Origin of the sequence: Polyangium fumosum (assembly GCF_005144585.1) — a bacterium.
Lineage (GTDB): Bacteria > Myxococcota_A > Polyangia > Polyangiales > Polyangiaceae > Polyangium > Polyangium fumosum.
Window position 1 is genome coordinate 212,443 of the sequence record NZ_SSMQ01000003.1, and the last position, 23,442, is coordinate 235,884.

Below are 23,442 nucleotides of genomic sequence, written 5' to 3' on the forward strand. Positions count from 1 at the left end.
CGGCATCCGGCCTCGAGCAAGATCAGCCGAGGCCAGCGGGCCGGCACGCGCCTGCCACGACCACGCGGAGGCCCGGCGCCTCACCGGCCTCGAATCGGACCTCCCAGCCAAGCCGTCGAGCCGCCTCCAGCGTGACGGTGAGTCCCAGGCCGCCGCTCCGAGGGCGAGCTTCGTCGCCGCCGAACGTGGCCTCCTGCAAGCTCGCAAGCTGATCTCGCCCAATGCCCGGCCCGTCGTCGGCGACGGTCAGCTCGAACGTGTCGCCCTCCCGCTCGAGGATCACCGCGACGTGACCGCCGTGGCGACCGTGGCGCACGGCGTTGTGGACGAGGTTCGCGATCGCTCGCTCGGCCAGCGCGGGCGCGCCCGACGTGATCACCGGCCGTTCGGGGAACGACGCCGCCACCTCCACACCGCGGAGGGCACCAAGCGCCGCGAACCGGGCTTCGAGCCGCTGCACGATCTCGCACAGGTCGACGACGCCTGCTGCGGAGGACTCGAGGCCTCGCCGGAGCAATGTCCCCTGGTGCAGGTTATCGACGAGGGCGTTCACGTATTCGGCGTCATCGAGCGCCCGGCCGACCGCAGATCATGCTAAATCGGGCGGTCATGATTACCTTCCTCCCGCCGGTGGCAACCCGCTGGGCACGCGCTCCGGGATCGTTCGATCGAACGTCCCGTCGGAGAGCGCCTCAAAAAACACGAGAATGTCATCACCTTGGCCATGCGCGACCTCGACGTCCCCCTCGACCAGCGGGTCGACTTTGATGTGGTGGTCGATGTTGTGATAGAAGTCCACCGTCTCGCTGAGCGTCTCGAACACGCCGTTGTGCATGTACGGCGCGGTGCGGGTCACCATGCGCAGCGATGGCGTCCGGAACGCGCCGCCTTCGGCTTCGGGGAATACGGATTCGCCGTAGCCGGTCTCGCCGATGCGCGCCGGCACCTTGAGGTTGTGCAGCTTGTAGTCCGAGAGCATCGGGCCGGAGTGGCAGCCCGAGCAGCCCTGGGAAATGAAGCCGTGCAGGCCGCGGATCTGCGACGTGGTCATCGCGTCGTCGTCGCCGGCCATGTACCGATCGAACGAGCTGTCCCTCGGCACCAGCGTGCGCTCGAAGGCCGCGAGCGCCTTGGCGAGGTTCGTCGCATTCACGCTCTCCGCGCCGAACGCCGCCTCGAACAGCGTGGTGTACGCGGGGATGGCCACGAGAGGATCGGATCCCAGAACAACATACGCCCGAGCTCGACCGCTTCGGGGGTGGTCGGATTGTCGTCCGGCGCCGGCACGCTTTCGGGGAGCGAGGCGAGCGTCTCTCGCGCATCCGGCGTCAGGGTGCACCCGGTGGCGACCAGCGCGGCAAGGAGGGACTACGTCTTGAATGCCTTCACGACGGCCTCCGGGTCCATACCTGCCTCCCCAGCCACACCATGAAGGTGTTGTCCCATGGCAGGGTCTCGATGCCGGTGTATTTCTCGTAGAACGGCGAGGGGAGCAGATTGAAATCCACGCCCAAACCAAGGTCGAACCCCCAGAAACGAGCCCCGATCTGGACCTTGGCCGTCAGGGTCGCTCCGACGTCGGTGGCGCTGGCGATCCTCTGGGGCAAAAGGACGCTCATTTGCTCGACGTAGGGGATCGCGCCGAGGCCGACCTGGGCCCACGGTCCGACGTTTTTCCACGGAAAGACCCGCAGGCTGACGCCGAGCGGGCCAAGGTACCGTTGCGACCCTTGGGTCCAAATCACGCTCATGCCGGCGTTCGCGACCACCTGCGTATGGGCGCTCGTTCGCCATCCGACCTCCGCGCCCACCCACGGGCCGGGGTTCTCGTAGATCAGGAACGTCGGAAACAACGCGCCCGCCGTGACGGTCACATTCTCCGGGCCCAGCGCATGGTGCTTGCCGCGCTCGTCGGCGCGCGCCTCGGCGCTCCAGGTCAGCGCGAGGATCAGAGGGATTCCGAGGATGCGAGGAGGACGAGGCGGTCTTGAAGGTAGGGGGATGCGGTCTTGAAGCATGGAGAGGACCTACCGCGGTCCTGTTGAGGAACTGTTGAGGCCCGCGGAGACCTGCCTGTCAGGTCGGCCATGCCCAGAGGACCGAGCTTCGGGCCGACAGGGTCGACACGTGGCGACCCCCTCGGGAGACGATGACCCGCCGGGGTCGACACGAGGCGACCCCCTCGGGAGACGATGACCGGCGGGGGTCGACACGTGGCGACCCCCTCGGTGCACGAGGACCGACGGGGGTCGACGCGAGGCGACTCCCTCGGTGCACGACGACAGGCGAGGGTAGAAACGTGGCGACCCCCTCGGTGCACGAGGACCGGCGGCGGTCGACACGTGGCGACCCCCTTGGTGCACGAGGACCGGCGGCGGTCGACACGTGGCGACCCCGTCGAGAGACCGTCGCGACCTCTCATGTCCTGCGAAGGAGTCCTGCGCGCATCGACGCAGCCTCTCCGAGGGCGCGCCTTCGGCGAGGAGGACGAAGAGATGGTCGAGCTACGAGAGTTTGCGTTCGCGAGCGAGATCGACATGCATGGCGCGCGCAACGACGGCCCAGTTGACACGCATCATTCGCCGCTGCAGACAACCATCATTCCTGCGATATTGATATTGAAGGCATCGGATATGGAAGAGAGGGGGAATGACCATGACGCGGAACAAGAGCTCGTACGTCGTATGTCTCGCCTTATTTCTTCTCGTTTCTCCCGCGGCCCGCGCATCAGAGGGTGATCGCTGCAGTCCGCAGATCGCGAACAATTCGGCGGCTGCCGGCGTCTGCACGCCCGTTTGCGCGAGGTTCAAGATGGCATTCGCGGGGAACTGGAGCAACGTTCGGAGTCACCCGCCCGTGGCATCGTGCATCGCGGCGAACGCAGGCCTGGCCGTTTGCGGCTGCACGTATACGACGCCGGCGCCGAGCGGCGTGGTTACGCCGACGGTCGAAGACGTCGACGCGACGCCGCCGCCGCGCCTCCCCATCGGCCTGAGGGCAACGTGTCTCGACGGACCGGACACATTGAACAGCAGCGGGAGTTGTCCCGTCGTGGGCACCGGCAACGGGATCACGTTCTGGGCGTTGAGCTACGCCGACGACAGGAATGGCATGGCCATCGTCGGATACGACGCGGGCGGCAACGTCGTTTCTCTCCTCGAGAGAACGGGCGCGCATTACGTGTGGGACATCACCGTGGATGCGACGAACCAGACCATCTCCTTCTTTGGCCAGTCGAACCAGACCATCACGCTGAACTGGAACGATCTCTTCGTTCCTCAGATCGGCAGCCGCACGAATGCGAGTTACGTCCTCTGGCCGACGGCCACGAGCGGTACGGCGTCCTGGACCAACGGCGCCGCGAATTACGGGACCGCCGCCCCCTTCGGCGCCGGTGCGAATCAACTGCTCGACCCGTACGTGGAGCACGCCGCCGGCATGCAGCTTTGCGCCTCGACGCAAAAACCGTGGTTCGACTTCGCTACCGCCACCGTTGCCTCTCCGTATTCGACGGTCACGTGTACCCAGCCGCCTGACCCGGCGCAACCGACGTACAACGCGGCGATGGTTGCATTGCTGAACGCCGCGGTCGGTGATCACGGTCTGATGGCCGCCTTGCGCGCAGCCACGACGGACGAACGACTCATCGCAGTCGCCGCCAGCAAGGGATACACGATCACCGAGGCCGACATCCAGCAAAGCCGAGGAACGCTCCCTTCGACGACGGGGTCGGTGTCGTCGAGATTGGTGGCGGCGGCGAGCAGTTCATCGTCCTGCGGCAATGTCAATCAGAGGCCGTGCACCACGTGCGCGCGGGAACAGTGCGTCTACTTTCCGTTCAACTTCTGCTGCATCGAGGAATCGTGTTCGTGTACTGGGTATGGGACCAGTTGCGCACCGGGATTGAGCGTCGGCGGGAACGGCACCTGCCAGCCCGCCTGTCCCGAGAATCAGATTTGCAAAGAATTCACTGTCTTCTATGAATACAACGACAACGGCACCAAGGACAACGGCGTGTGCGAGTCGTGGCTGAGCAAGCCCACTTGTGCAAAGGGCATCCCGAACGACGCTCTCGCCTCGTATGAAGTCATCTTCAAGAGCGATGGGCTCGCGTATTACAAGTCCGACAATACCTTGGTGAATACGTGGACGGGGGGCCAGCACAGGGAAACGCTGTACGTGATCGACGGAAGAACCAGCAAGATCTACCTGGTCAACGTCGACGGGCGTTACATCCAGGTTCGCGGAACGGCCAACTGCATTCCGGCGTCCGTCGCACCAGGCGGATCGACCGCGACTTGCAGCAAGCCGAGGCTGACCACGCACGCAGGAATCCTGATGGGATCGGTCTACGGATTGCCGACGCCGAGCCAGGAGCCGGCAGCGAGCGTTCAGCAACGGATCGCCGTCATCGGTGCAGGCACGATCCAGGTCACGAACGGCGCGATTCAATGGATCACGAATGACAGCGGGCACTTCAAGCCGACGCAGGACAACCTGAAAACCAGCATCGCCGTCTTCAAGCGCGCCGGATTCCCGAACTTCCCGCCGCTCGGCGACTGCACGTACGACTTCCGGCCGGTCACAGGCAAACCCGGGGTCTATCGTCAGGACGCGACCACCGCGACCCATTGCGAGTTGTGAGATAGCCCCGAGGCATCTTCAGGGGCGGTGTCGCGCGGCGCCGCCCCCCCTGCACGGCTAGAGGACCCGCCCACGATCTCCGAGAGCCGGTACCGCCCACCCGACGACGTCGCGCCGCTCCTCCTGGATGAGCGCGGGGTGGGGATCTTGACGCGCGTGGGCGCATGGCGCGGCTTTGACGCAGGCGCGAAGAAAATGCGCGGTCGGGCACGGCTCGATCCCGGGAACATCCGCGCGCGGCCGGGGTCCGACTGCACCGCCCCGCTGGATCCACGGCGGGGCGACATACGACCCACGAACGACCCTGACCAACGGAGGTTTCCCATGGGAGAGGCATTCAGGCTTGGCGGCTTCGGGATGTACCCGACGCTCTTCTTCGGCATCATTCTGTTCGGCGCGGCCCTCGGGTACGCGAGAAACCCCGGCAAAGGGCGGCTCCTCCTGCCCGCCGTGCTCGCGCTCCTCACCCTGACCGCGGGCTTCCTCGGCTTCTGCACGGGGATCGTCACGACGCTGATGTACGCCGCCGAGGCCCCGAACATGGCCCCGCTCGTGGCGCAGGGGACGGCGGAGTCGCTGATCAATGTCTGTCTGGCGCTGGCCATGAACGTGATCGGTGGAATCGTGGTCGCGGTGGGCGCCTACCGTCACGGCCGGAGGAAGCCCGAGATCACGCAGGCGGGCGCGACGGTCGCGCCTACCGGCTGAGCCTCATGCCCCTTCACCCGCACGTCGCGTCGCACGCGGCCTGATCCTCCACGCCGCAGGCCTGCGCGAGGCAGGCCGCGCAATCGCCGAGATCACTGCCCTGGCACCGCTGCGCGCATTCCTTGCCGCGCTTCACCTCGTGGCAACGCACGAGCGCCGAGACCTCGGCCGCGACGGCGGGACAGGCGCGGTGCACGCAATCGTAATACGCGTAGCCCACGCCCTTCTCGCCCTTCAACGCCTCCCCGAGGCACGTGACGGTCTCCGTCCCGCTGGCCTTCCCGCTGCCCACCCACGTCGCCGACGGCGCGCCGCTCGTGTCCTGGCACCGCTCGAACGCCTCGTTTTTCGGGAAATACGGGCCGATGAGCTGGCACATCTCGTCCGTCGAGGAGAGGCCATACGTAATGGGCCGCGTCTCGCTGCTTCGATAATTGCAGCGGATGTCGAGGGTGCTCCCCTGACGGAAGACCAGGGGTGGATCGAGCTCGCGTACGGGCGGCTCCTGCCAGGACGTCGTCGAATAAATGGACGTGGTCGTCCCGTCGGGCGCGCGGAGCGCAGCGTCGAAGGAGACGCCGCGCGCGTGCATGTGCGATTGCAAGCTCACCACCTTGACGTCGGCGGGCACGGGGCAACGCATGCGCGCCGCGGCCTCGCCGAGGGGCGGCACGCGGAGGACGTGGTTGTCCATGTACAAGAGGCCGGCCTCGATCTGGAGGTCCTCGCGGGGCATGGTGTAGACGTTGATGCGGGCGTCGACCTCGATCGGGGCGGTGGTCGTATTGAGGTAATGGGTGCTCATGACGAGCACCGTGGAGGGCTCGACGATGACACCCACGCCGTCGGGCAATCGATGGAGCATCCCCACGCTGCCGAAGCTCTCGGATCCGCCGAGCACGGCGTCGACCTTCCAGCGCGCGGTGGCGCCTTGCGAGCAATCGTGTTCCGTGAGGGCGTCGACGGCAATCCCCTGCTCGTCGTGGGACGGAATCTCCTTGTACGGGGTCCGATACAAGAGGACGTGATGTCCGCCCAGACCGAACACGACGTCTTGCCCCCGGATCACGAGCCCTTCGGGCGGCACCTGGAAGAGCTGGCAACCGTAGGATTCGGTCCCCGAGGCGATGGTGGAGGTCATCCGATATTGAAGGCCCGCGCCCTCCGCGGGCGGGTCGAGGAGAGATTTTCCCGCAGACTGGGTGGAGGGCTCGTCGGGTGTGCACGCCGTCGCGAGGAGCGCGGCAATGAAGACGATGTATTTGTTGGATTTCAATCGGTTCCCCCCGTCGTCATGAGCCTTCTCTTCGCAGAAGTGCCCGGACCCGCAGGGGATTTGCACATGACGTGCCCGGCCGTTCGGGCCGGTCGTCCGCCACGAACGATGCTTATTTCGGGGCTGGCGCCGGCGCGGGGGTCGCAACGGCCGGCGCGGCCTCCGCCGCGGGTTTCGCGGGCTTCGCAGGCTCGGGCGGCGCGGGGGGTTTTCTGGAGTATCCGAGGCCGAGCGTGAGCATCATTCCGTTACGTATCTGCCATTGATCGGTGAGCTGGGGCTGGCGGACGAGCTTGAGCTCGTAATCGAGCGTCGCCCACTCGACGACTTTGAAGGAAATGGCGGCGCCGATGTCCAGGTTCGTGAGCTGTAGCGGGTTCTTTTTGCTTTCCCCGGCCGCGGGGATGTCATTGTTCCACGCCGGGATCAGCGCACCCACGCCGACCTTGTAGGAGATCTTCTTGTCCGAGAACGAGCCCCACATTTCGAGCGAACCCTCGACGCCGACCTGGAGGACGTCGCGGAGCTCCTGCACCTCGACGCGATCGGTCGTGGCCGTGTCGTCCTTCAAGATGAGCTGTCCGTCGGCAAACGTCTGCAATCCGCCGACGCCGATGCGGGTCTCCAGGTTGAATCGATCCCCGGAGACAGGGCGCGCGAAGGGGCCGACGGTCTCTTTCAGCGTGAGCGGACGAAACGGATCGGTGAGCGTGAGGCGGCGCGAGGTGACGGTATCGACCGTGCCGGCGACGCGGGCGATGGAGTACGTGGTGTCGGTGGGGCGGACGTCGAATCCACGGAAGAGGGGCGTGCCCAGGGTGAGGCGGGCGAAGGGGCCAAACCAGGGACGCACGAAATAAAGGTAGGTGCTCTCGATGGTGAAGGCGTCGGCGCTCTTGACGGGCTCTTCGAGGGCCGGCGTCTTCGTGAGCGCCTCGTTGATGCCGAGGACGGTGCGCCATTCGTGGCCTCTGCGCCGGTACGTCGCGACGCCGTCGAACTTGAGACCCACGGTGAGCGTGGAGCCATTCGGCGTGACGCCGACGACGTCGCGCGTGTCCACGAGCGAGAACGTGGCGCCGTTTTTCATGGTGATCTCGAGCCCGTCCTGCTTGGGCGGGTCGGCGATCGCGACGTCCACGTATTGTTTGGTGGCAGCGTTCTGCGCGTGGGAGGCCGCAGGCGCGGAGAGGAGGGCGGCCAGCATCGCGGCCGAAAGGAGTGTACGTCGGGACATGGTTCCTCGGGACCGGAGGGTGTACAGGGGCGAAGTTCTGCGCGCAATGGCAACCGTCGTGCCAGAGGGTGAACCCCCGAAAATACCGAGGAACCTGCGTAGGGAGGTCGGGCCCCGTGCACGGGTCGATGCCTCGACGCCGCGACGGGTGAGGCCTCGGGGCCTCACTCCGTCGGGTCAGGGGCGCAACGCTGGCACGAGTGCGGTAGACTCTCGTTCGTGTCCACGAAACGAACCCTTCCTTTCGCGGGGGTGATCGGCTTGCTCGGAATGCTGGCCGCCGCCCCCGTGCACGCCTACTGCCGGACCAGCACGACGAGCGCGCCCACCGTCGACGGGCACGTCTGCACGCCGTCCCAGAAAGACGACAGCGGCCTTCCCCTCTATTGGGGCATGCCGCGGATCACGTACTCCGTCCAGGTGGACGCCTCCAAGGACGTCCCGTTCGACACGGCCCGTCTCGCCGTCCGCACGGCCTTCGACGCGTGGACGTCCGCCGACTGCGAGGGACAGCCGCCACGCCTCGAGCTCATCGAAGGCGCCCCCGCGATCTGTGCGCTCGACGAATACAACAAGGACCGCGGCAACGCGAACATCGTCTTTTTCGTGGACGAAGGCTGGAGCGACGACACCGTCAAGCTCGCCATCACGACGGTGACGTTCGACGTGAACAGCGGCGAGATCTACGACGCCGACATGGCGCTGAACAGCACGCACTGGACCTTCACGACCGACGGCGCGCCGGACGGCATCGATCTGCTGTCGGTGCTCACCCACGAGGCCGGCCATTTCCTCGGGCTCGCCCACTCGCCCGACCCCGAGGCCTCGATGACCGCGCACTACCAACCGCCGGAGCAGATGGACATGCGCAGCCTCGCCGAGGACGACCGCGCCGGCATCTGCGCGATCTACCCGCCCGGGCCCCTCGCCAACGACTGCGACGCGACGCCGCGGCACGGCTTCTCCCCCGTGTGCGCCGAAGACCAATCCGGCCCCGTCCTCGACGCGCCCCCCACCGGCGATCGCTGCTGCTGCCTGGAAGAGGACACGTGCGTCGACGGCATCTGCGTCGAGGCGCCGGGCGGCTGCGCCTGCACGACGCACGCCGCCCCGCTCGGCCCGGGGGCCGTCACGCTCCCTCTCGCCGCGCTCGTGGCCTCCCTGCGGCGACGTCGGGCCGCCAGGGGCAGGCGGGCGCGAGCCCCCTCGTGACCGTACAGGTCAGAGGCCGATGTTCATCACGGGGAAGAAGGGGAGGCCGCCGTGTTTGGACAGGTTCACGAGGCCGATCTGGACGCCGCGGAGGCGCTCGGTCTGGTTGACGAGGCCGATCTGGACGCCGCGGACGTGCTTCGAACGATTGAGGAGGCCCATCGTGGCGCCGGTCAGGCGCTCGGAGAAATTGATGACGCCGAGCTGCATGCCCGTGACCTCCTCGGCGTTCGCGAAAAACCCGGCCTGGAGGCCGTGCATGTGGTCCTTCACGAGGTTGACGAAGCCGAGCTGCGCGCCGAACTGGTCGTCGCCGGTCATGTTGACGACGCCGATCTGCGAGACGCCGTAAAACTCCTGGCGCACGCCATTGAAGGCGCCGATCTGGAAGACGCCCCGGAAGTCGTCGTCGACGAAGTTGAAGAGGCCGCCGAGCTGCAGGACGCCCGAGAAGGCGTCGTCGACGTAGTTGAAGAGGCCACTCGCCTGAAAGACGCCCTGGAACTCCTGGTCGACGTACGCTCCGAGGCCGAACTGGCCAAAGCCGTGGAAGCCCTCGTCGGTGAGGACGTTCGCGACACCGGCCTGGAAGACGCCGTAAAACTCGTCGCCGGCGATGTTGACGACGCCGAGCTGGCCGATGCCGTGAAAGTCCTCGTCGACGCCATTCAAGAGGCCGACCTGGAGCGCGCCGTAGAAGCGCTCGTCGGCCAGGTTCAAGAGGCCGAGCTGGGCGACGCCGCGGAAGTCGCCGTCCTCGACCGAATTGACGGCGGCGAGCTGCGCGATGCCGGAGAAATGGCCATGGTCGATCTTGTTGTACGCGCCGAGCTGGAGCGCGCCGACGAACCCGCCGCCGCGCGGGCCGCCGCCGTCCCAGTCGAGGCCCGCGCCGATGACGTTGTAGGCGCCGAGCTGCAAGGCGCCGATGAACGCGTCGGTGCCGTTGCGCGTGCCGATCTGCGCGAGGCCGAGGAAGCGGTGCGTGTCGTTGCGGACGAGGGCGTACTGCGCGAGGCCCACGAAAAGGTCGGTGACGACGTTGCGGTAGAGGGCGATTTGCGCGCCGCCGTAGACCTCCTTCACGAGGTTCCGGCCGAGCGTGAGCTCGACCCCGCCGCGGAAGACACGCTCGACGTTGGTGTGCAAAAGGCCGATCTGCGCGAGGCCCGTGAAGTGCTCGGCCTCGGCGCCGAAGAGGCCCACCTGCACGCCGCCGTAAAACTCCCTCGCCGAAGGCGTGACGAGCCCGAGCTGGGCGACGCCCGCGAAGAGGTCGGCCTCGGGGAAGACGCCCGGGTGCAGGAAATACCAGCGGCTCGGCTTGGGCGGCAGAGGCGGCGGGACGTACGGCGGCGGCACATACGGCGGCGGCGGCGGGGGAGGCGGCGGCGGGATGTCCGTGGCGACGTCGACGGGCGGCGGCGGGACCGGAAGGGGAGCGTCGATCGGCGGGGGCGCCTGCTCGGGCGTAGAGGCCGCGGCCTCCTGGGCCCACGCGCGGGGCGCGGTCGTGGTCACGGTGCCCAGCCCGACGAGGAACGCGACGAGCCCCCTGCCCCTCGGATTGCAAATTCCCATGTCGTTCGGCATGAACGTGGTGCTCCGAGGGAAGCTTACAGGAAGGCTCCCGAGGAAAACCAGCGCGGAGGCGAGCTCGCTTCGTGATCTCGCAGAGCGTCGAACGGTTCGGCGCTCTACCGGCGAAATGCGCTCGCGTCGACCTGGTACTTGAGCATTTCGCCGAGGAGGTCGTCCTCCGTGGCGACGACGCAGAAGCCGAGCTTCTCGAGGATGCGGCGGGACGCGAGGTGCCAGGTGAACGTCGAGGCCCGGACGGCGCGGACGCGCGGCTCGGCGAGCGCCCAGGCCACGGACGCACCCACGGCCTCGAAGCCGTAGCCCTGCCGCTGCGATTCCTCCTCGATGCCGTACGCGACCTCGACGAGGCCCTCCGCGTCCGGTCCCCCATGAAAAACCACGCTGCCGATGACCCGCGGCGAAGGCTCACGCGAGAGGGCGACACGATCCCCCCACAGCCGATGGTCCGGATCGGCGCGCACGGCGTCGATCCGCGCAAGAAACGCTCGCTCGACGAGCGCGCGGCCCGGCCACGCGGCGGGCATCTTCGCGCCGAGGAGCGCCTCGGTATCCGCGCGGCGCCCATCGAACACGGCCTCGACGACCTTCACGGTCATGGGGATCATCTCAAGGCGGTCGGTGATGATCTTGGGGCACGACACGCACTACATTTCTCAAAGCTTCGGCGCTCTCGCAAGTGTCAACGGCCGACGCGCTGCGGCGAAGCGCTTGACAGCAGGCGCGCCCGGGTATGAAAACCAATGGGCGCGCATGGCCCTGAGGACCAAGCCCCTGCCCAACGGAACGCTGGTCGCGCGGCGGTTTCGGATCCGCTCGCTCGCCGGCCGCGGCGGCATGGGCGAGGTCTACCGCGCCCGCGATCAGGAGACCGGAGAAGAAGTCGCGCTGAAGCTCTTGCATACGGACGCGACGTCGCTCGATACGGAGCGCTTCGCCCGGGAAGCACGAATTCTGTCCGAGATCCGCCATCCGCGTGTCGTGTCGTACGTGGCGCACGGGCAGAGCGAAGAGGGCGCGCATTTCCTGGCGATGCAATGGCTGGAGGGCGAGGACCTCGCAAAACGGCTGGCGCGCGGGCCGCTGTCGACGCGCGAGGCGCTGCTCTTGCTCCGGCGCATCACGGAGGGGCTCGCGGCGCTGCACGCGCGGCGCGTGGTGCACCGGGACCTGAAACCCTCGAACGTGCTCTTGCGCGGCGGGGACATCGATCAAGCGACGATCGTGGACCTCGGCATCGCGCGATCGATGGGGCCGTCGACGGGCATCACCGCGACGGGTCGTTCGATCGGGACACCCGAATACATGTCGCCGGAGCAAGTGGACAACGAGCAGCCGATCGGCCCGGCCTCGGACATGTTCTCGCTCGGCTGCATCCTGTTCGAGTGCCTGGCCGGTCGGCCGCCCTTCGTCGCGACCGATCCGGTGCTGGTGATGTCGAAGATCCTGAGCGACGAGGCGCCCGACCTCCTGCCGCTCCGGCCCGGGGTGCCGCCGGCCGTGGCGGCGCTCGTGCGGAGCCTCTTGCAGAAGGACCCGGACAAACGCCCGGCGAGCGTGTCGGACCTGCTCGACGAGCTGCCGGCGTTGTTCGAGCTCGGCGCGCGGAAGGGGGCGTTCTCGCCGGCGGTCGCGCGGGACTTGCAGGAGCTCGTCAGCGTGCTCGTGCTCGCGCCGCCCGCGGGGGCCCCGCGCGAGGAGCTCGCGCGGATCCTGCTGCGAAACGGGGCATTTTCGCAAGGATGGCGGCCGGAAGGGTGGCTCGTGGCGGCGTTCGCGCGGTTCGGCGGGGACGCGACGGATCAAGCCGCGGCGGCGGCGCGCGCGGCGCTCGCGGTGAAGGCGGCCGCCCCGGAGGCGACGATCGCGCTCGCGACGGGGCCCGGGTTCGTGTCGGGCGAGCAGCCGGTCGGGGACGCCGTGGATCGCGCCGTGGAGGCGGTCCGCGAGGAGGACACGCCGCGCGGGGTGGTGCTCGTCGACGCGGTCACGGCGGGGCTCTTCGGAGGTCGCTTCGAGACGGCCCACGAGGGCGGGCGGCTCTTGCTCACCGGCGGTGGCGCGAGGCAGGACGAGGCGCGGCCGCTGCTCGGAAAAACCATGCCTTTCGTGGGGCGCAAGCGCGAGCTCGACCTGCTCCTGGGGGTGTTCCGCGCGACGCGGGAGGAGCCGCTTTCGAGGGCGGTCGTGGTGGTCGCGCCGGCCGGCATGGGCAAGTCGCGGCTCTTGCGAGAGCTGCGCGCGCGGATCGAGGCACGCGGGGAGGAGGTGCTTTTCCTCGTCGGCCGGAGCGAGCCGCTCGGGACGAGGGCGTACGCGATGCTCGCCGACGCGCTGCGAGGGCGCGGGCCGCGGGAGCTCGGGACGACGAACGAGCGGCAAGTGGCGTCGGGCTTCGTGGACGGGCGGATCGTGCGGGCGCAGATCGAGCAGACGGTGCTCGAGTACCTGCGCAGCGCCTGCGCCGCGGGGCCGGTGGTGCTGGCGCTCGAGGACGTGCACCACGCCGACGCGCGGAGCGTGCGTCTCGTGGAGCGCGCGCTCGTGGAGCTCTCGGATCAGCCGCTCTTCGTGCTGGCGCTGGCGCGGCCGGACGTGGAGGACGTCTACCCGCGGATCTGGGGCGATCGGGCCGAGCGGATGGTGCTGTCGCCGCTCGTTCGTCGCGACGCGGAAGAGCTCACGCGCGCGGCGCTCGGCCCGGACGAGAGCGACGCCGTGGTGGAGCGGATCGTGGATCGCGCCACCGGCAATCCGCTGTTCGTGGAGGAGCTCGTCCGGGCCGCGCAAGCCGAAGGCGAGGAGGGGGAGCGGCCGGCGACGCTCGTGGCGATGCTGCAAGCGCGGCTCGGGCGGCTCGGGCCGGACGCACGGCGGGCGCTCTGCGCGGCGAGCATCTTCGGGACGCGGTTCTGGCGCGGGGGCGTGCTCGCGCTGATGGATAGGGAAGGGCAAGGGGCCTTCGTGGATCAGGCGCTCGCGGCGCTGGTGCGCGCAGAGCTCTTGGAGAAGCAACGAACGAGCACGCTCGCGGGGGACGTGGAGTACGCCTTCCGGCACATGCTCGTGCGCGAGGCGGCGTACGGGCTGCTCGGCGAGGAGGAGCTCACGCTCGGGCACGCGCGGGCGGCGGCGTTCCTGGAGGCCGCGGGCGAACAGGAGGCGCAGGTGCTCGCCGAGCACTGGCAACGCGGCGGCGACGCGGCGCGCGCGCGGGTGCTGCACGTGCGGGCGGCGCGCGAGGCATTCGAACGGAACGACCTCGCAGGGACGCGGACGCACGCGGCGAAGGCCGAGGCGCTCGGCGCGGAGGGGGCGGAGCTCGGGCTCGTGCGCGGGATGGCGTGCTGCATTCTGTACTGGAACACAGCGTGGGCCGAGGCGTGCCTGATGGGGATCGAGGCGCTGCCGCTCTTGCCGAAGGGCTCGACGTGGCACTGCCGGGTGCTCGGGCTCGTCTGCACGTTGACGGGGCTCGGGGTGAACGCCGAGGCGTTCCCGGGCTACCTCGACGAGCTGCTCGCGCTGACGCCGGAGCTTTCGGCGCAAGGGGCCTACGCGGAGTGCCTCGGGCGGCTGCTTTGCCTGCTCGCGATGCGGCTCGATCGCGGGGAGTCGCACAAGGCGCTCGATCGAATGCGCGAGACGCTGGAGCGAGCGGGCGCAGTGGATCCGAGCGCGCACGGGTGGGCGCGGCTCGCGGCGTACGAGTACGGTCGGACGACGACGAACGAGCCGCTCGTGCTGCTGGAGATCATCGAGGACGCGATGCGCGCGTTCGAGGCGGCGGGGGACGCGCGAATGCGGGCGCTCTGCGTGGCGCGCATGGGCGAGGCGCTCGGGTCGCTCGGGGCATTGGGCGAGGCCGAGGCGCGGTTCGTGGAGGCGGAGGCGCAGGCGACGGCGCTGGACGATACGCTCACGAAGACCGGGGTGCAGCTCCTCCACGCGGCGTTCCTGGCCGAACAGCCCACGCAGGAGGCGCGCGAGGAGGCGCGCGCGCTCGCGGATGTGCTCGCCGTGGAGACGGGGGTTGGGCCGTTCGACGTGGGGATCGCGTGGGGGATCGCAGCGCGGGTGTCGCTCGCGGAGGGGGACGCCGCGCGGGCGCTCGCCGAGGTGGATCGGGGGCTCGGGGTCGTCGATCGGATGGGCCTGCGGCGGCTGTCGCTCACGGCGACGCGGATCCGAGCGCTTTCGCGGCTCGGGCAGGCGGCGGAGGCCGAGGCGCTCGCGCGCGCGGCGCTCGGGGAGATGCGGGCGGCCGGCGGCCTCGGCGCGGGCGAGGTGGATTTGCGGATGGCAGCGGCCGAGGCGCTGCGCGCGGCGGGTGATGTCGAGGCGTTCGAGGGGGAGCTTCGCGCGGCGCTGCGGGTGCTCGGGCGCGAGCTCGCGGATGTGCGGGATCCGGAGGGACAAACGCGGCTCCTGCGCGACGTGCCGGCGAACGCGCAGGCCGCCCGGCTGGCGCGGGAGCAATTCGGCGAGAGCGCCGTGCTCAGGTGGTTGGCGAGCTAGCGCGCGAGAGCGCGCAGGCGGCGTACCCGAGGACGACGGGCCCATCCCGCGTGGCCGTGGGCGTGGGGGTCCAGCCACGCGCGAGGCGCGCTTCGAGCATCTCCGCCGCGGTCGGCTTGTGATTCCAGACGGCGACCGCCGTCAATCCGCCCAGTCAGGTGGTGTCGTAGACGAGATACACGCCGGCCGGATGTTCGAGGACGACGTCGTGGTTGTATTCGTCCTGCACGACCACGTCCGCGACGAGCCGCGGCGGGGTGAGCGCGAGGCCCCAGCGGACCACGTCTTCGAGGGTGCGTTGCGAAGCGAGGAGCGACTCGATCACGCGCCGCGCGCCCGGTTCCACGTCCGTCCGCCATTCGATGTCCATGGCCCAGGGATCGTGACGGGTCCGGGCGCGCGCTGCAAGGATCGCCCCTACTCCACGTTCGTGTTCAGGATGCCGCCGCTGCCGCCCCCGCCGCCGCCGCCCGGCGGTCTACGTCCGAGGATCGGGCCGCTGTCGACGGGCGCGCGGGCGCCGCGGATCGCCGGCAGGACGACCGGGAGGAAGGCCTGCGTCGCCTGGAGGACGGTGGCGTCCCCGGCCGGCCCGTAGTTCTCGAGGACGACGTTCTGGCCGGTCAGGATCATGCCGAGCGACGAGAAGAGCGCGCGCCCGGAGTCGAAATCGTCCCGGCCATTGCCGGGGACCTCTTTGAACTCGACCTCGTGGATCGTCCGCGGGAGGCCGTCGTTCAGGTGCTCCTGGTCGAAGCTCGGGCAGGGCGCGGCGACGCAGACGACGCCGTTGTGCCATACACGATGGAACGCGCCGCGGAGCTCGGCCGGTTCGAGGGCGACCCAGGCAAACCGGAGCGAGAGCGAGCCGAGGCCGCTCTGGCCCGGGAAGAGATCCCCGAAAAGGACGGCGCGCGTCGATTCTCGCTTTTCACCGATGGCCTCGCGAATCGTGCCGTCGACGCCGGCGAGCATGAGGAGGCTGGAGAACTGGATATCGGCGACGTAACACTCGTCGGCGAGGGTGCCGTCGGCGCAGACCGTCCTGTCCTGATTGACGGCGGAGACGAAGATCCCCCCGCAAAGGGGATATGCGCAGCGGCGAAGGTCCTGCCTGGCCGTGTAATAGGTCGCGAAGGAGATATCGGCTTCGTGTTCTGCCGTGGCCTCGGGTGCCGAGGAGGCATCGGAGGCGAGACAACCTGCAAAAAGAGGCGCAATGGCAAGAGAGGCAGCAACTAGGGTGCGGTGGGGTGACACGAATACCTCCTCGCGCCGCTCCCCAGCAAGCCGGGTGCCGCACGCACGATGTCGAGGAGGATCTGTTCGCCTCGCTCGTCATGAGCCACGGCGCCCACGGACACGCACGTCGCCGTCATGGACCGCCGCGGCGGCAGCGGGGGGAGGCGATCGGAGAGACGAGGTCTGCGGAGTCGTTGGCCCATGCGACGCAAAACGGCCCCGAGCGCGGCGCTGGCCCGACTCCACAACGAGGGCGGATCCACGACCGTGTCACGTGGCGGCTCGGAACGCGCGACGGAGACGCGCGTTCCGCTCGCCGGGGGGTAGCGCCGCGCGAACCATCACGGTCGTCGCGACGTCATCGTCATTCATGTTCGGTGCGCCGCTCATCACCTATCTCCAGAGAGTCACCGACCCGAGGCGGCTGCGTCGCGTGGAACGTGCGCGTACGGGGAAACGCCGCGCGGCGCAGCCGGATCGGAACGGTGATCAACGACCAGCAGAAGAGGACGATGGAGGCGAGAGGTGCTTGCCCAAACGCGCGCGCCCCCATCGCCCGCTTCTGCTGGCCGTTTTGCAGGAAACCCGCCCGAGGCCGAGCACGGCGCCTTTTCGTTTACGAGGCCAGGAGGACCGTGTTCGGCTCGGGCAGGAGGGGGCGGTCACCGCCCGGAAGCAGCGCGCCGCCCCCCTACCCGCGCCCTTGACCGATGGCCGGATTTTGTTCGCTGATTTTTGAGAAAGGTAGGAGCTTTGGCTACTCGGCGAACTCAAACGACGGGAGGCAGCAGAACGTCACGGCGTCGGCGGGGTCTTCCGAGGCCGCGCCCGTGGGCTCTCCGCCCGTCGCGAGGCAGAGGCCGGGGATGTACGCAAGGTCGGTGATGGCCTTGCTCCCGAGCGCTCGGCCCGGTGGTAAGACATTCGTGCACTGCTCGCCGGAGGATGCCACGTCAACTGTATTTCCCCCAACGGCGCAGGCGCCATCGCTGTAATAGCGCAGGTTTCCTATGCACCCGCTCCCTACCGGGCTCCCGCCGCACTCACACGCCGTGCAGCCGCGCGTGTCGAGCGGCACCTCGCCGTAGAGGTAAATGGGGTTATATCGGTCGTAGTTGCCAGGGCACGTGGCGTGTATCCCCCTGAGCGCGATGCACTGGAGAAACGGGTATGGCAGGTCGTACATGCAGCGATGCGTGGCCGTCTTGCACGTGCCCTCGCGCTCCTTCGCCTCGCAGGCGAGGCCCACCCAACGCCAGTCCGTGGTCTTGGTGAATGCGGCCGGCTTCGTGATCGACGGGCACGCCTCGCTCGTCGGGCCGGGGAGCGGAGAGGCATAGACGGACTGCGCGCAGAACTCGCCGCCACAATCAGCCCCCGCCGGCAGGGCGTTCGTGCTCGTGCACGAGCCGTCCCAGCCGGCGGGTCCCCCGAAAGGGAGCGCGGTAGCTCCCTCCTCCGCGCACGTGCCAGCGCGGACCTCGATTGTTTCGGGGAGCTTGGTGCATAAGCCTTCCGAGGCCGGACACGAGCACTCGCACGCCGCGGGCGGCGCGTCGAGGAATGCGTAGCGTCGGTACTTCTCGAAAAACTCCACGTCGTCGCCGTAGCCGCCCAGCTTGCGCGCCTCATCGCAGTTCGCGGGCGCGAGTTCACGCGGCCCAAACCAGAGGAGCATCGGCGTTCGTGGCCAGTCCCCGGCCGACTCGCTGCTCGGCTCGGGGGTGCAGCGGCCGGGGCATTCGAGCGCCTGGGGGCCCTGGTTGGCCGCGTCGGCGGCAGCGTCGGCGGCAGCGTCGGTGCCAGCGTCGAGCTCGCAGCCGACATCTGGAAAAGCCGCTTCCGGATTGCATTTGTCACCAGCGACAAAAGGCTCGCCCGTACATGCGCTCGTCAGGCCGAAGAGAAACACTGGCAGCATCCAATATCGCATCTCAAAACTCCCAAACGCCAAAGATCTGCGTACCCAACATCACGGGGGGCTGTTCCGCGACGACGGTTTGCCCCGCCACCACCCTCACACCGCTCGTCAGACCGAGAACGTCCGCCGCTCCTTGAAGAGAGACCGACTCTGTTACGCGGACGCTCGCGCCGATGCGCGCCCCAGCGCCGGGCTGCACATACACGTAGGATTTGCCCGTGTAGGTGTACTGGGAGAACTGCACGCTGAGCACTCCGATGTGCCCCAGCGCGCAACCAAAGAACCAGCGGTAGTGCCCGCATGCACTCGCCAGGCCTCCAACCGTCATCGCGCTGATCTGCCGTCCCTCGATACCAGAGGAGAGCCATGCAGCACGAGCCTCCAAGCCCAAGGAAACGTTTTCATGAGGCCTCACGCTGCCACTCACGGCCAACCCCACCGCCGGCATCCACGACGCCACCCCGAACACGACGACCGGCCCGCCTCCGATCGACCAACGTTTTTCCTCGGACTTCTGCACGGACCGCGGATCCTCGTACCCCCACGGATCCTCCTGCTTTGGAAGCTTGGTATCGGCCACGGTGACCGTCCGGTCGACCTTGGGCGGATCCTTCGCAGGTTCGTATACCGCCGGCGCGTCAGGCACGGGCAGCGGCTTCAGCGTGATCGGAAGCTGCTTGTCGTTCTTCTTCTCGACCGTGAACCGGACGATCGCCTCCTCGTACCCGTCGAGCTGCGCGTGTAGCTCATGCTCGCCCGCGCGCATGAACGTGAAGTACGACGAGCGGCCAGCGAGGTTCGACGGCTTCCCGTCGAGCGTGACGCGTACACCCGTGTGCGAAAGGACCACCTCGATCCAGGCGCCCGCGTTCCGCGCGACCTCATGCGCCTCGAAGAACCGTTGCCGCTCCGCGGGTGACGCCTTCACCGCGAGCTGAATGGCGTCAAGCAGATGGGCCGCGGCTTGCTCGGGCTTATCGAGCTGCACGAGGAGCACGCCGAGCCGCCCGGCGATCAGCGGATCCGGGCGAACCGTCAAGGCTCGCCGGTAGGCCGCGACCGCCGAGCGACGCCGGCCCGTGGCGGCCTCGCGGTCGCCGAGCGCCGCGAACGCCTGGAACCGCTGCTCGTCGTCACTCATCTCGATCTCGTCGTCCGCCTGCGCCCATGCGGGCGAAGCGAGGCTGACGACCATCGAGAACACCACAGCGGAGCGACGCATACGCCTAATCTTACCGTATCCTCGCGAGAGGTTCTAGCGGGACCAACCTTGCCCTTCCGTTGTGGACCGCTCCGGGGCTTTGGGCTCGCCCATGTCGGCGGTGTCCGGGGCTTCCTGCACGCGTGGACGAGGAGGAGGCGATGCGCGCAGTTGCCTCGCCTCCTCATGCAGCAGCGACGGCGCGGGCGGTCCTGCAGGTGGGTCGACGGTCAGGACATCCGATGCAAGCCCTGCCAACGCGTGCGCCGTGCCCGCAAAGGAGGCTCGCACGCGAGCCAGTTCCGGCTTCGGGCTGTGCATGCAGGCGAGCGCCAGGAAGATCGGGCCGCCAAAATGCGCGGCGCGGTGGATGTACTCGTAAGCGCTTCGCATCGAGGCAGCCCGAAACAGCCGCACGAGAAGCGCGCCAAACCAGTCCTCGCGCTCCCCCAGGTGATAACGGAGGTGGTCAATGGCGGCGGCTCGTCTCGATTTCACGGTGCCGATCGAGATCCGAAGTTTCTCCGCGGTCTCCTCGTACGAGACGTCCATGAGGTCGACGAGCAGGAACACCGCGAGGTAGCGCTCGGGCATGCTGCTCATCGCCGCCGTGAGCTTGGTTCGGGCCTCGGCGAGGAAGGCATCGTCCTCGGGCGTCCGCCCGGGGTTCGCCGCCGGCTCGGCGTCGTTCGTGTCCGCGGAGAACAGGCGCCGCTCGCGCCGCTCCGCGCGGCGCGCCTCGCGTTCAACGTTCTTCGCAATGCCGAACGTCCATGGACGAATACCGTCCTCGTGCGGCACGTAGTCGGGGAGCCGGACGAACGCCCGTGTCATTACTTCCTGAACGCGGTCCTCGGCTTTCGGGGTTCGTCGCCCCCGCAGCATGAAGCGGGCGAGGTCAGGGCGAACCGATAGTAGTTCGTCCCACAGCCTTGAGAGTTTGGTAGAATCCGCCATACGCGCCCCATGACCGAGCGCGGGGTTTTGTTCGCAAGAATTGACCGTCGCGTGTCGATTTCTTCCGGTCCCGGAAAAACGCGTCAAGTCGAAGGGTTATCTACCATGGTGGCGGATTGTCCCGCAAGAGCTAGGTCTGTTCCGATCACCCGCGACAAGGTCCACGCCGACGAGCGCGAACAGGACGGCCTCTTGCTAGCTCGCTCGACGGCGGAGCAGAGCACGCTCCACGGGCAGAACGGCGGAGGTTGGCAGGCCAAGCGCGGCGAGCCCTTCGGCCCGCGCGCCCCGCTCGCTGGCACGCGTCAAGCTCGCGTGCTGGTCCGGCGTGATGGCTCCGCGCACGCGCTCCAGCTCCGCAACAAGGGCGTCATCGTACGCGCGGAGCGGGGCGGGATCGCCGACGCGGAGCGCGGCCCGGAGCGCGCCTTGCCAGTGCTGGCGGAGCGCGCGCCATGTCGCGGGGTTGAGGTGATGCTGTTTGAGGATGCTCGGCTCTGCCGCGGGGTCGAGCGCAAGTGCCGCGTCGAGCCGGGCACACCGTTACCCCATCCTTCCGCCTGAACGTCGTCGACCCGTCCGGGTTGTCCCGAACCGACCCGCCATTCTTCTCCCACTTCGCCCGATCCGGCTGATTCGGCTTCCGCGGCCCCTTCGGCGCCCCACCGCCCCCGTTTCCGCCCGTCGACTTCTTCGGACCGCCCGGCGCAAACCCTCCATCCCCCGGATTCTTCGGCGCATTCGCCCAAGCCCCGCCACCTCTCTTCCTCCCGATCCGCTTCTTCGCCGCCTGCTTCGCTTTCCGCACCGCCGCCGCCGCATTCGCGAGGTGCGCTTGCCACTTCAACAACAACCGATCCAGCTTCGCCAGCGCCTTCGCCGCCCGCGTCGCCTTGATCCCCTTCCCCGCGAGATCCCCGACGTACGGCGCCGCCGCCGAGACAACCGAGATCCCCGCCCCCAGCCAATCCCCATCGGCCAGCGCCAGCCCTGCGCCGGTGAGGTCCGAGACGGGCGTCGGGTCCAGCATTCCGGCGACGTCCACGCCGAGCTTGAAGCCCTCCCACCGGATCGCCTCGTTCGTCTTGTCCAGCTCAGCCTTGCACGCCGCCTCCTCCGAAAGCGCGGCCTTCACCTCGGGGTCCGCCAGGACCTCCGGGTCATCATCGGCGATCTCGTCGACCCGGTCCAGCTCATCGGACGGGACGAACCCCTCCCCGTCGTCGCCGAGGTAAAGCCGACCATTCTCGTCGATCGACACCACGTCCGGGTCCACCTCCGCCGCTGGCAAACTCCCCGTGGACGTCTTCCATTCGTATTGCTGGCTCCCCGGATCGAACGCCCCCGCGCTCGCCTTGTACATCTTCGACCCGTCGGGGCCGGCGCAGTTCATCGCGAAGATGATCTTCCTACGGCATCCGCGTTGGTCCGGGCAAGGCCCTCACGCGCTGGAGTGAGCCCGAGAGGACAGCAGCCAAGACCAACCGGGCGCCATTGGCCGCTTCAAGATGAAAGCCGACGCGGCGCCGTGCTGTCTTTGTGGGAGACCAACGCCGATGACGCCGCGTCGGCTTTCGAAATACCTCCTAATGCGGACAAACCCGAATGTCAAGACGAAGGACATGGCTCCCGCGACGAACTCCCGGGCTCACACGCGCGCAGCTCGTCGAAGCATCACGCGCTCGACGGGCAGGATGGCGGCGGCAGGCAGGCCAAGCGCGGCGAGCGCTTCGGCCCGCGCGCCCCGCTCGTTGGCGCGCGTCAGGCTTGCGTGTTGCTCTGGCGTAACGGTTCCACGAACGCGCTCCAACTCCCCGACAAAGGCATCGTCGTACGCTCGGAGGGGGGCGAGATCGCCGCCGCGGATCGCGGCCCTGAGTGCGCCTTGCCAGTGCTGGCGCAGCGCGCGCCATGTCGCGAGGTCGAGGTGATGCTGTTCGAGGATGTTCGGCTCCGCCGCGGGGTCGAGCGCAAGCGCCGCGTCGAGCCGGGCGCACCGTTCGAGGGGGAAGGCGTCGAGCGGGAGCGGCGTGGGCACGATGGCGGGAGCAAGCGCGGGCGCAGGGGCAGGGACGGACACGGGCGGCTCGGGAGCGACGTCCGCGACAGGCCCCACGAACTGCGGCGGCGGGATCGCGGACGGCGCACGGGGACCATGAGCGAGGGCGGGCGGCGGTAGCAGCTCCGTCGGGATCAGGATGACGCCCTCCGGGATCGGCACGGGTGGCGCCGGCTTTGGAGGGGGGAGGAACATCGTGGGGGAGGCGTTCCAGTAATCGGGCGCAGGGATCCACGTGAGCCACGGCGACGCGTCGTCGGGCTCAGGTTCCGAGGGGTAGACGGTCGGGGTGTCGGCAGCGGTCGTGGGAATCAGGGTGTCGGGCATCGGAAGTCTCCGGCCTCAATGGTTGCCGCGCGAGTTCTTTTACTTCCCCTTTGCTTGGTCCCTCTTATCCGCCTCTTCATGGGTCATGAGGCTATCAAGGAACTCCTGGAGGCTCTTCGCAACGAGGTACACGTTTCGGTAGTCCGTTACGAACAACCCATTCTCATCCAGCTCGTCCTCGTGGTCCCAGAAGTAGATCTTGCCGCGACGTTTGCCCTTCCAACCGATGCAGACGACATTTCCGCCTGCGTCGTCAGCGATGGGTATCAGGTCGGGGGGGATGCGCTCGTCGTACACCTCTAATGCACGATCGAGCCGCTCGGTCTTTCGGCCGTCATGAATCCCGTAGAATGCGTCCAGCACAGATCCCTGACCATGCCAGCCTGGGACCTCGAACACATTGGGGGTCGGCCATCCACCATTCGATGAAAGCAGAAACTGCTTGTATTCGATGGGCAGTAGCACGCCCCAGCGTGCCTCGAATTGGGCGATTGCCTCGCGAGACGTAGCGCCAAACGGATTCGGTTCCTCTATTCGCATC

General features: G+C 68.3%; 21 protein-coding genes. 5 read left to right on the top strand and 16 right to left on the bottom strand.

The features are described 5' to 3' along the window. Positions 1–22: 22 nt before the first annotated feature. The 3 genes from E8A74_RS04760 to E8A74_RS51890 all read right to left on the bottom strand — a co-directional run bounded on the left by E8A74_RS04760 (position 23) and on the right by E8A74_RS51890 (position 2,018). Entirely contained in the window at positions 23–553 is a 531-nt protein-coding gene (locus E8A74_RS04760) for a sensor histidine kinase (RefSeq protein ID WP_136927711.1), read from the bottom strand. 60 nt (positions 554–613) lie between these two features. Next, complete coding sequence (locus E8A74_RS04765) at positions 614–1,207, bottom strand: cytochrome-c peroxidase (RefSeq protein ID WP_170228859.1); 594 nt, start codon at positions 1,205–1,207, stop codon at positions 614–616. A gap of 178 nt (positions 1,208–1,385) precedes the next feature. Further along, positions 1,386–2,018 (bottom strand): hypothetical protein, encoded by a 633-nt coding sequence (locus E8A74_RS51890; RefSeq protein ID WP_170228860.1) that lies wholly within the window; start codon positions 2,016–2,018, stop codon positions 1,386–1,388. Positions 2,019–2,420: 402 nt separating this feature from the next. On the opposite strand from E8A74_RS51890, the gene E8A74_RS51895 reads away from it, so the two are divergent. From E8A74_RS51895 to E8A74_RS04775, 3 genes are all read left to right on the top strand, one after another. Beyond that, the gene (locus E8A74_RS51895; RefSeq protein ID WP_170228836.1) at positions 2,421–2,738 is read left to right on the top strand and encodes a hypothetical protein; all 318 of its coding nucleotides are present in this window, start codon (positions 2,421–2,423) and stop codon (positions 2,736–2,738) included. Between the two features lie 313 nt (positions 2,739–3,051). Beyond that, positions 3,052–4,644 (top strand): Nif11-like leader peptide family natural product precursor, encoded by a 1,593-nt coding sequence (locus E8A74_RS04770; RefSeq protein WP_232379374.1) that lies wholly within the window; start codon positions 3,052–3,054, stop codon positions 4,642–4,644. Positions 4,645–4,968: 324 nt separating this feature from the next. Next, positions 4,969–5,352 carry a hypothetical protein gene (locus E8A74_RS04775; protein WP_136927714.1) on the top strand — a complete coding sequence of 128 codons (384 nt, stop codon included), beginning with the start codon at positions 4,969–4,971 and terminating at the stop codon, positions 5,350–5,352. A 13-nt stretch (positions 5,353–5,365) separates the two neighbouring features. On the opposite strand, the gene E8A74_RS04780 is transcribed toward E8A74_RS04775, so the two are convergent. Next, positions 5,366–6,628 (bottom strand): monooxygenase, encoded by a 1,263-nt coding sequence (locus E8A74_RS04780; RefSeq protein ID WP_136927715.1) that lies wholly within the window; start codon positions 6,626–6,628, stop codon positions 5,366–5,368. Positions 6,629–6,740: 112 nt separating this feature from the next. After that, positions 6,741–7,865 carry a hypothetical protein gene (locus tag E8A74_RS53765; protein WP_211365286.1) on the bottom strand — a complete coding sequence of 375 codons (1,125 nt, stop codon included), beginning with the start codon at positions 7,863–7,865 and terminating at the stop codon, positions 6,741–6,743. 219 nt (positions 7,866–8,084) lie between these two features. Here E8A74_RS53765 and E8A74_RS04790 point away from each other — a divergent pair, with 219 nt between their 5' ends. Further along, entirely contained in the window at positions 8,085–9,077 is a 993-nt protein-coding gene (locus E8A74_RS04790; RefSeq protein ID WP_136927716.1) for a matrixin family metalloprotease, read from the top strand. A gap of 9 nt (positions 9,078–9,086) precedes the next feature. Here E8A74_RS04790 and E8A74_RS53770 read toward each other — a convergent pair whose 3' ends face one another. Next, positions 9,087–10,670, bottom strand: a complete 1,584-nt coding sequence (locus E8A74_RS53770) for an LA_2272 family surface repeat-containing protein (protein ID WP_211365287.1) — start codon at positions 10,668–10,670, stop codon at positions 9,087–9,089. Between the two features lie 104 nt (positions 10,671–10,774). Then, on the bottom strand, positions 10,775–11,284 hold the full coding sequence (locus E8A74_RS04805) for a GNAT family N-acetyltransferase (RefSeq protein WP_136927718.1): 510 nt from the start codon (positions 11,282–11,284) through the stop codon (positions 10,775–10,777). Between the two features lie 145 nt (positions 11,285–11,429). Between E8A74_RS04805 and E8A74_RS04810 the strand changes: the two genes are divergently transcribed. Next, positions 11,430–15,194, top strand: coding sequence for a serine/threonine-protein kinase (locus tag E8A74_RS04810; RefSeq protein ID WP_170228861.1), 3,765 nt, complete (start codon positions 11,430–11,432; stop codon positions 15,192–15,194). Here E8A74_RS04810 and E8A74_RS51905 read toward each other — a convergent pair. The 9 genes from E8A74_RS51905 to E8A74_RS04850 form a co-directional block, all read right to left on the bottom strand. Beyond that, entirely contained in the window at positions 15,175–15,339 is a 165-nt protein-coding gene (locus E8A74_RS51905; RefSeq protein WP_170228862.1) for a hypothetical protein, read from the bottom strand. The genes E8A74_RS04810 and E8A74_RS51905 overlap by 20 nt on opposite strands. Before the next feature lie 9 nt (positions 15,340–15,348). Continuing rightward, positions 15,349–15,564: a hypothetical protein gene (locus E8A74_RS04815; RefSeq protein WP_136927720.1), complete on the bottom strand. Its 216-nt coding sequence runs from the start codon at positions 15,562–15,564 to the stop codon at positions 15,349–15,351. Between the two features lie 47 nt (positions 15,565–15,611). Next, positions 15,612–16,454, bottom strand: a complete 843-nt coding sequence (locus tag E8A74_RS04820) for a DUF6748 domain-containing protein (protein WP_136927721.1) — start codon at positions 16,452–16,454, stop codon at positions 15,612–15,614. Positions 16,455–17,193: 739 nt separating this feature from the next. Next, a complete protein-coding gene (locus E8A74_RS04825) occupies positions 17,194–18,369 on the bottom strand; it encodes a hypothetical protein (protein WP_136927722.1) in 1,176 nt (391 codons plus the stop codon). A 1-nt stretch (position 18,370) separates the two neighbouring features. Beyond that, the gene (locus E8A74_RS04830) at positions 18,371–19,579 is read right to left on the bottom strand and encodes a hypothetical protein (protein ID WP_136927723.1); all 1,209 of its coding nucleotides are present in this window, start codon (positions 19,577–19,579) and stop codon (positions 18,371–18,373) included. Between the two features lie 33 nt (positions 19,580–19,612). Beyond that, positions 19,613–20,515, bottom strand: coding sequence for an RNA polymerase sigma factor (locus E8A74_RS04835; RefSeq protein WP_136927724.1), 903 nt, complete (start codon positions 20,513–20,515; stop codon positions 19,613–19,615). 370 nt (positions 20,516–20,885) lie between these two features. After that, positions 20,886–21,908 carry a hypothetical protein gene (locus E8A74_RS04840; RefSeq protein ID WP_136927725.1) on the bottom strand — a complete coding sequence of 341 codons (1,023 nt, stop codon included), beginning with the start codon at positions 21,906–21,908 and terminating at the stop codon, positions 20,886–20,888. Between the two features lie 255 nt (positions 21,909–22,163). Next, positions 22,164–22,901 carry a hypothetical protein gene (locus tag E8A74_RS04845; protein ID WP_136927726.1) on the bottom strand — a complete coding sequence of 246 codons (738 nt, stop codon included), beginning with the start codon at positions 22,899–22,901 and terminating at the stop codon, positions 22,164–22,166. 39 nt (positions 22,902–22,940) lie between these two features. Further along, the gene (locus E8A74_RS04850; protein ID WP_232379382.1) at positions 22,941–23,441 is read right to left on the bottom strand and encodes an SMI1/KNR4 family protein; all 501 of its coding nucleotides are present in this window, start codon (positions 23,439–23,441) and stop codon (positions 22,941–22,943) included. Position 23,442: the final 1 nt, after the last annotated feature.

Bases quoted from the DNA above. Each gene is read 5' to 3' on its own strand.
- E8A74_RS51890 (WP_170228860.1), bottom strand. From the start codon at position 2,018: ATGCTTCAAGACCGCATCCCCCTACCTTCAAGACCGCCTCGTCCTCCT.
- E8A74_RS51895 (WP_170228836.1), top strand. From the start codon at position 2,421: ATGTCCTGCGAAGGAGTCCTGCGCGCATCGACGCAGCCTCTCCGAGGG.
- E8A74_RS04775 (WP_136927714.1), top strand. From the start codon at position 4,969: ATGGGAGAGGCATTCAGGCTTGGCGGCTTCGGGATGTACCCGACGCTC.
- E8A74_RS53765 (WP_211365286.1), bottom strand. From the start codon at position 7,865: ATGTCCCGACGTACACTCCTTTCGGCCGCGATGCTGGCCGCCCTCCTC.
- E8A74_RS53770 (WP_211365287.1), bottom strand. From the start codon at position 10,670: ATGCCGAACGACATGGGAATTTGCAATCCGAGGGGCAGGGGGCTCGTC.
- E8A74_RS04805 (WP_136927718.1), bottom strand. From the start codon at position 11,284: ATGATCCCCATGACCGTGAAGGTCGTCGAGGCCGTGTTCGATGGGCGC.
- E8A74_RS04810 (WP_170228861.1), top strand. From the start codon at position 11,430: ATGGCCCTGAGGACCAAGCCCCTGCCCAACGGAACGCTGGTCGCGCGG.
- E8A74_RS04815 (WP_136927720.1), bottom strand. From the start codon at position 15,564: ATGGACATCGAATGGCGGACGGACGTGGAACCGGGCGCGCGGCGCGTG.
- E8A74_RS04825 (WP_136927722.1), bottom strand. From the start codon at position 18,369: ATGCGATATTGGATGCTGCCAGTGTTTCTCTTCGGCCTGACGAGCGCA.
- E8A74_RS04830 (WP_136927723.1), bottom strand. From the start codon at position 19,579: ATGCGTCGCTCCGCTGTGGTGTTCTCGATGGTCGTCAGCCTCGCTTCG.
- E8A74_RS04835 (WP_136927724.1), bottom strand. From the start codon at position 20,515: ATGGCGGATTCTACCAAACTCTCAAGGCTGTGGGACGAACTACTATCG.
- E8A74_RS04840 (WP_136927725.1), bottom strand. From the start codon at position 21,908: ATGAACTGCGCCGGCCCCGACGGGTCGAAGATGTACAAGGCGAGCGCG.
- E8A74_RS04845 (WP_136927726.1), bottom strand. From the start codon at position 22,901: ATGCCCGACACCCTGATTCCCACGACCGCTGCCGACACCCCGACCGTC.
- E8A74_RS04850 (WP_232379382.1), bottom strand. From the start codon at position 23,441: ATGCGAATAGAGGAACCGAATCCGTTTGGCGCTACGTCTCGCGAGGCA.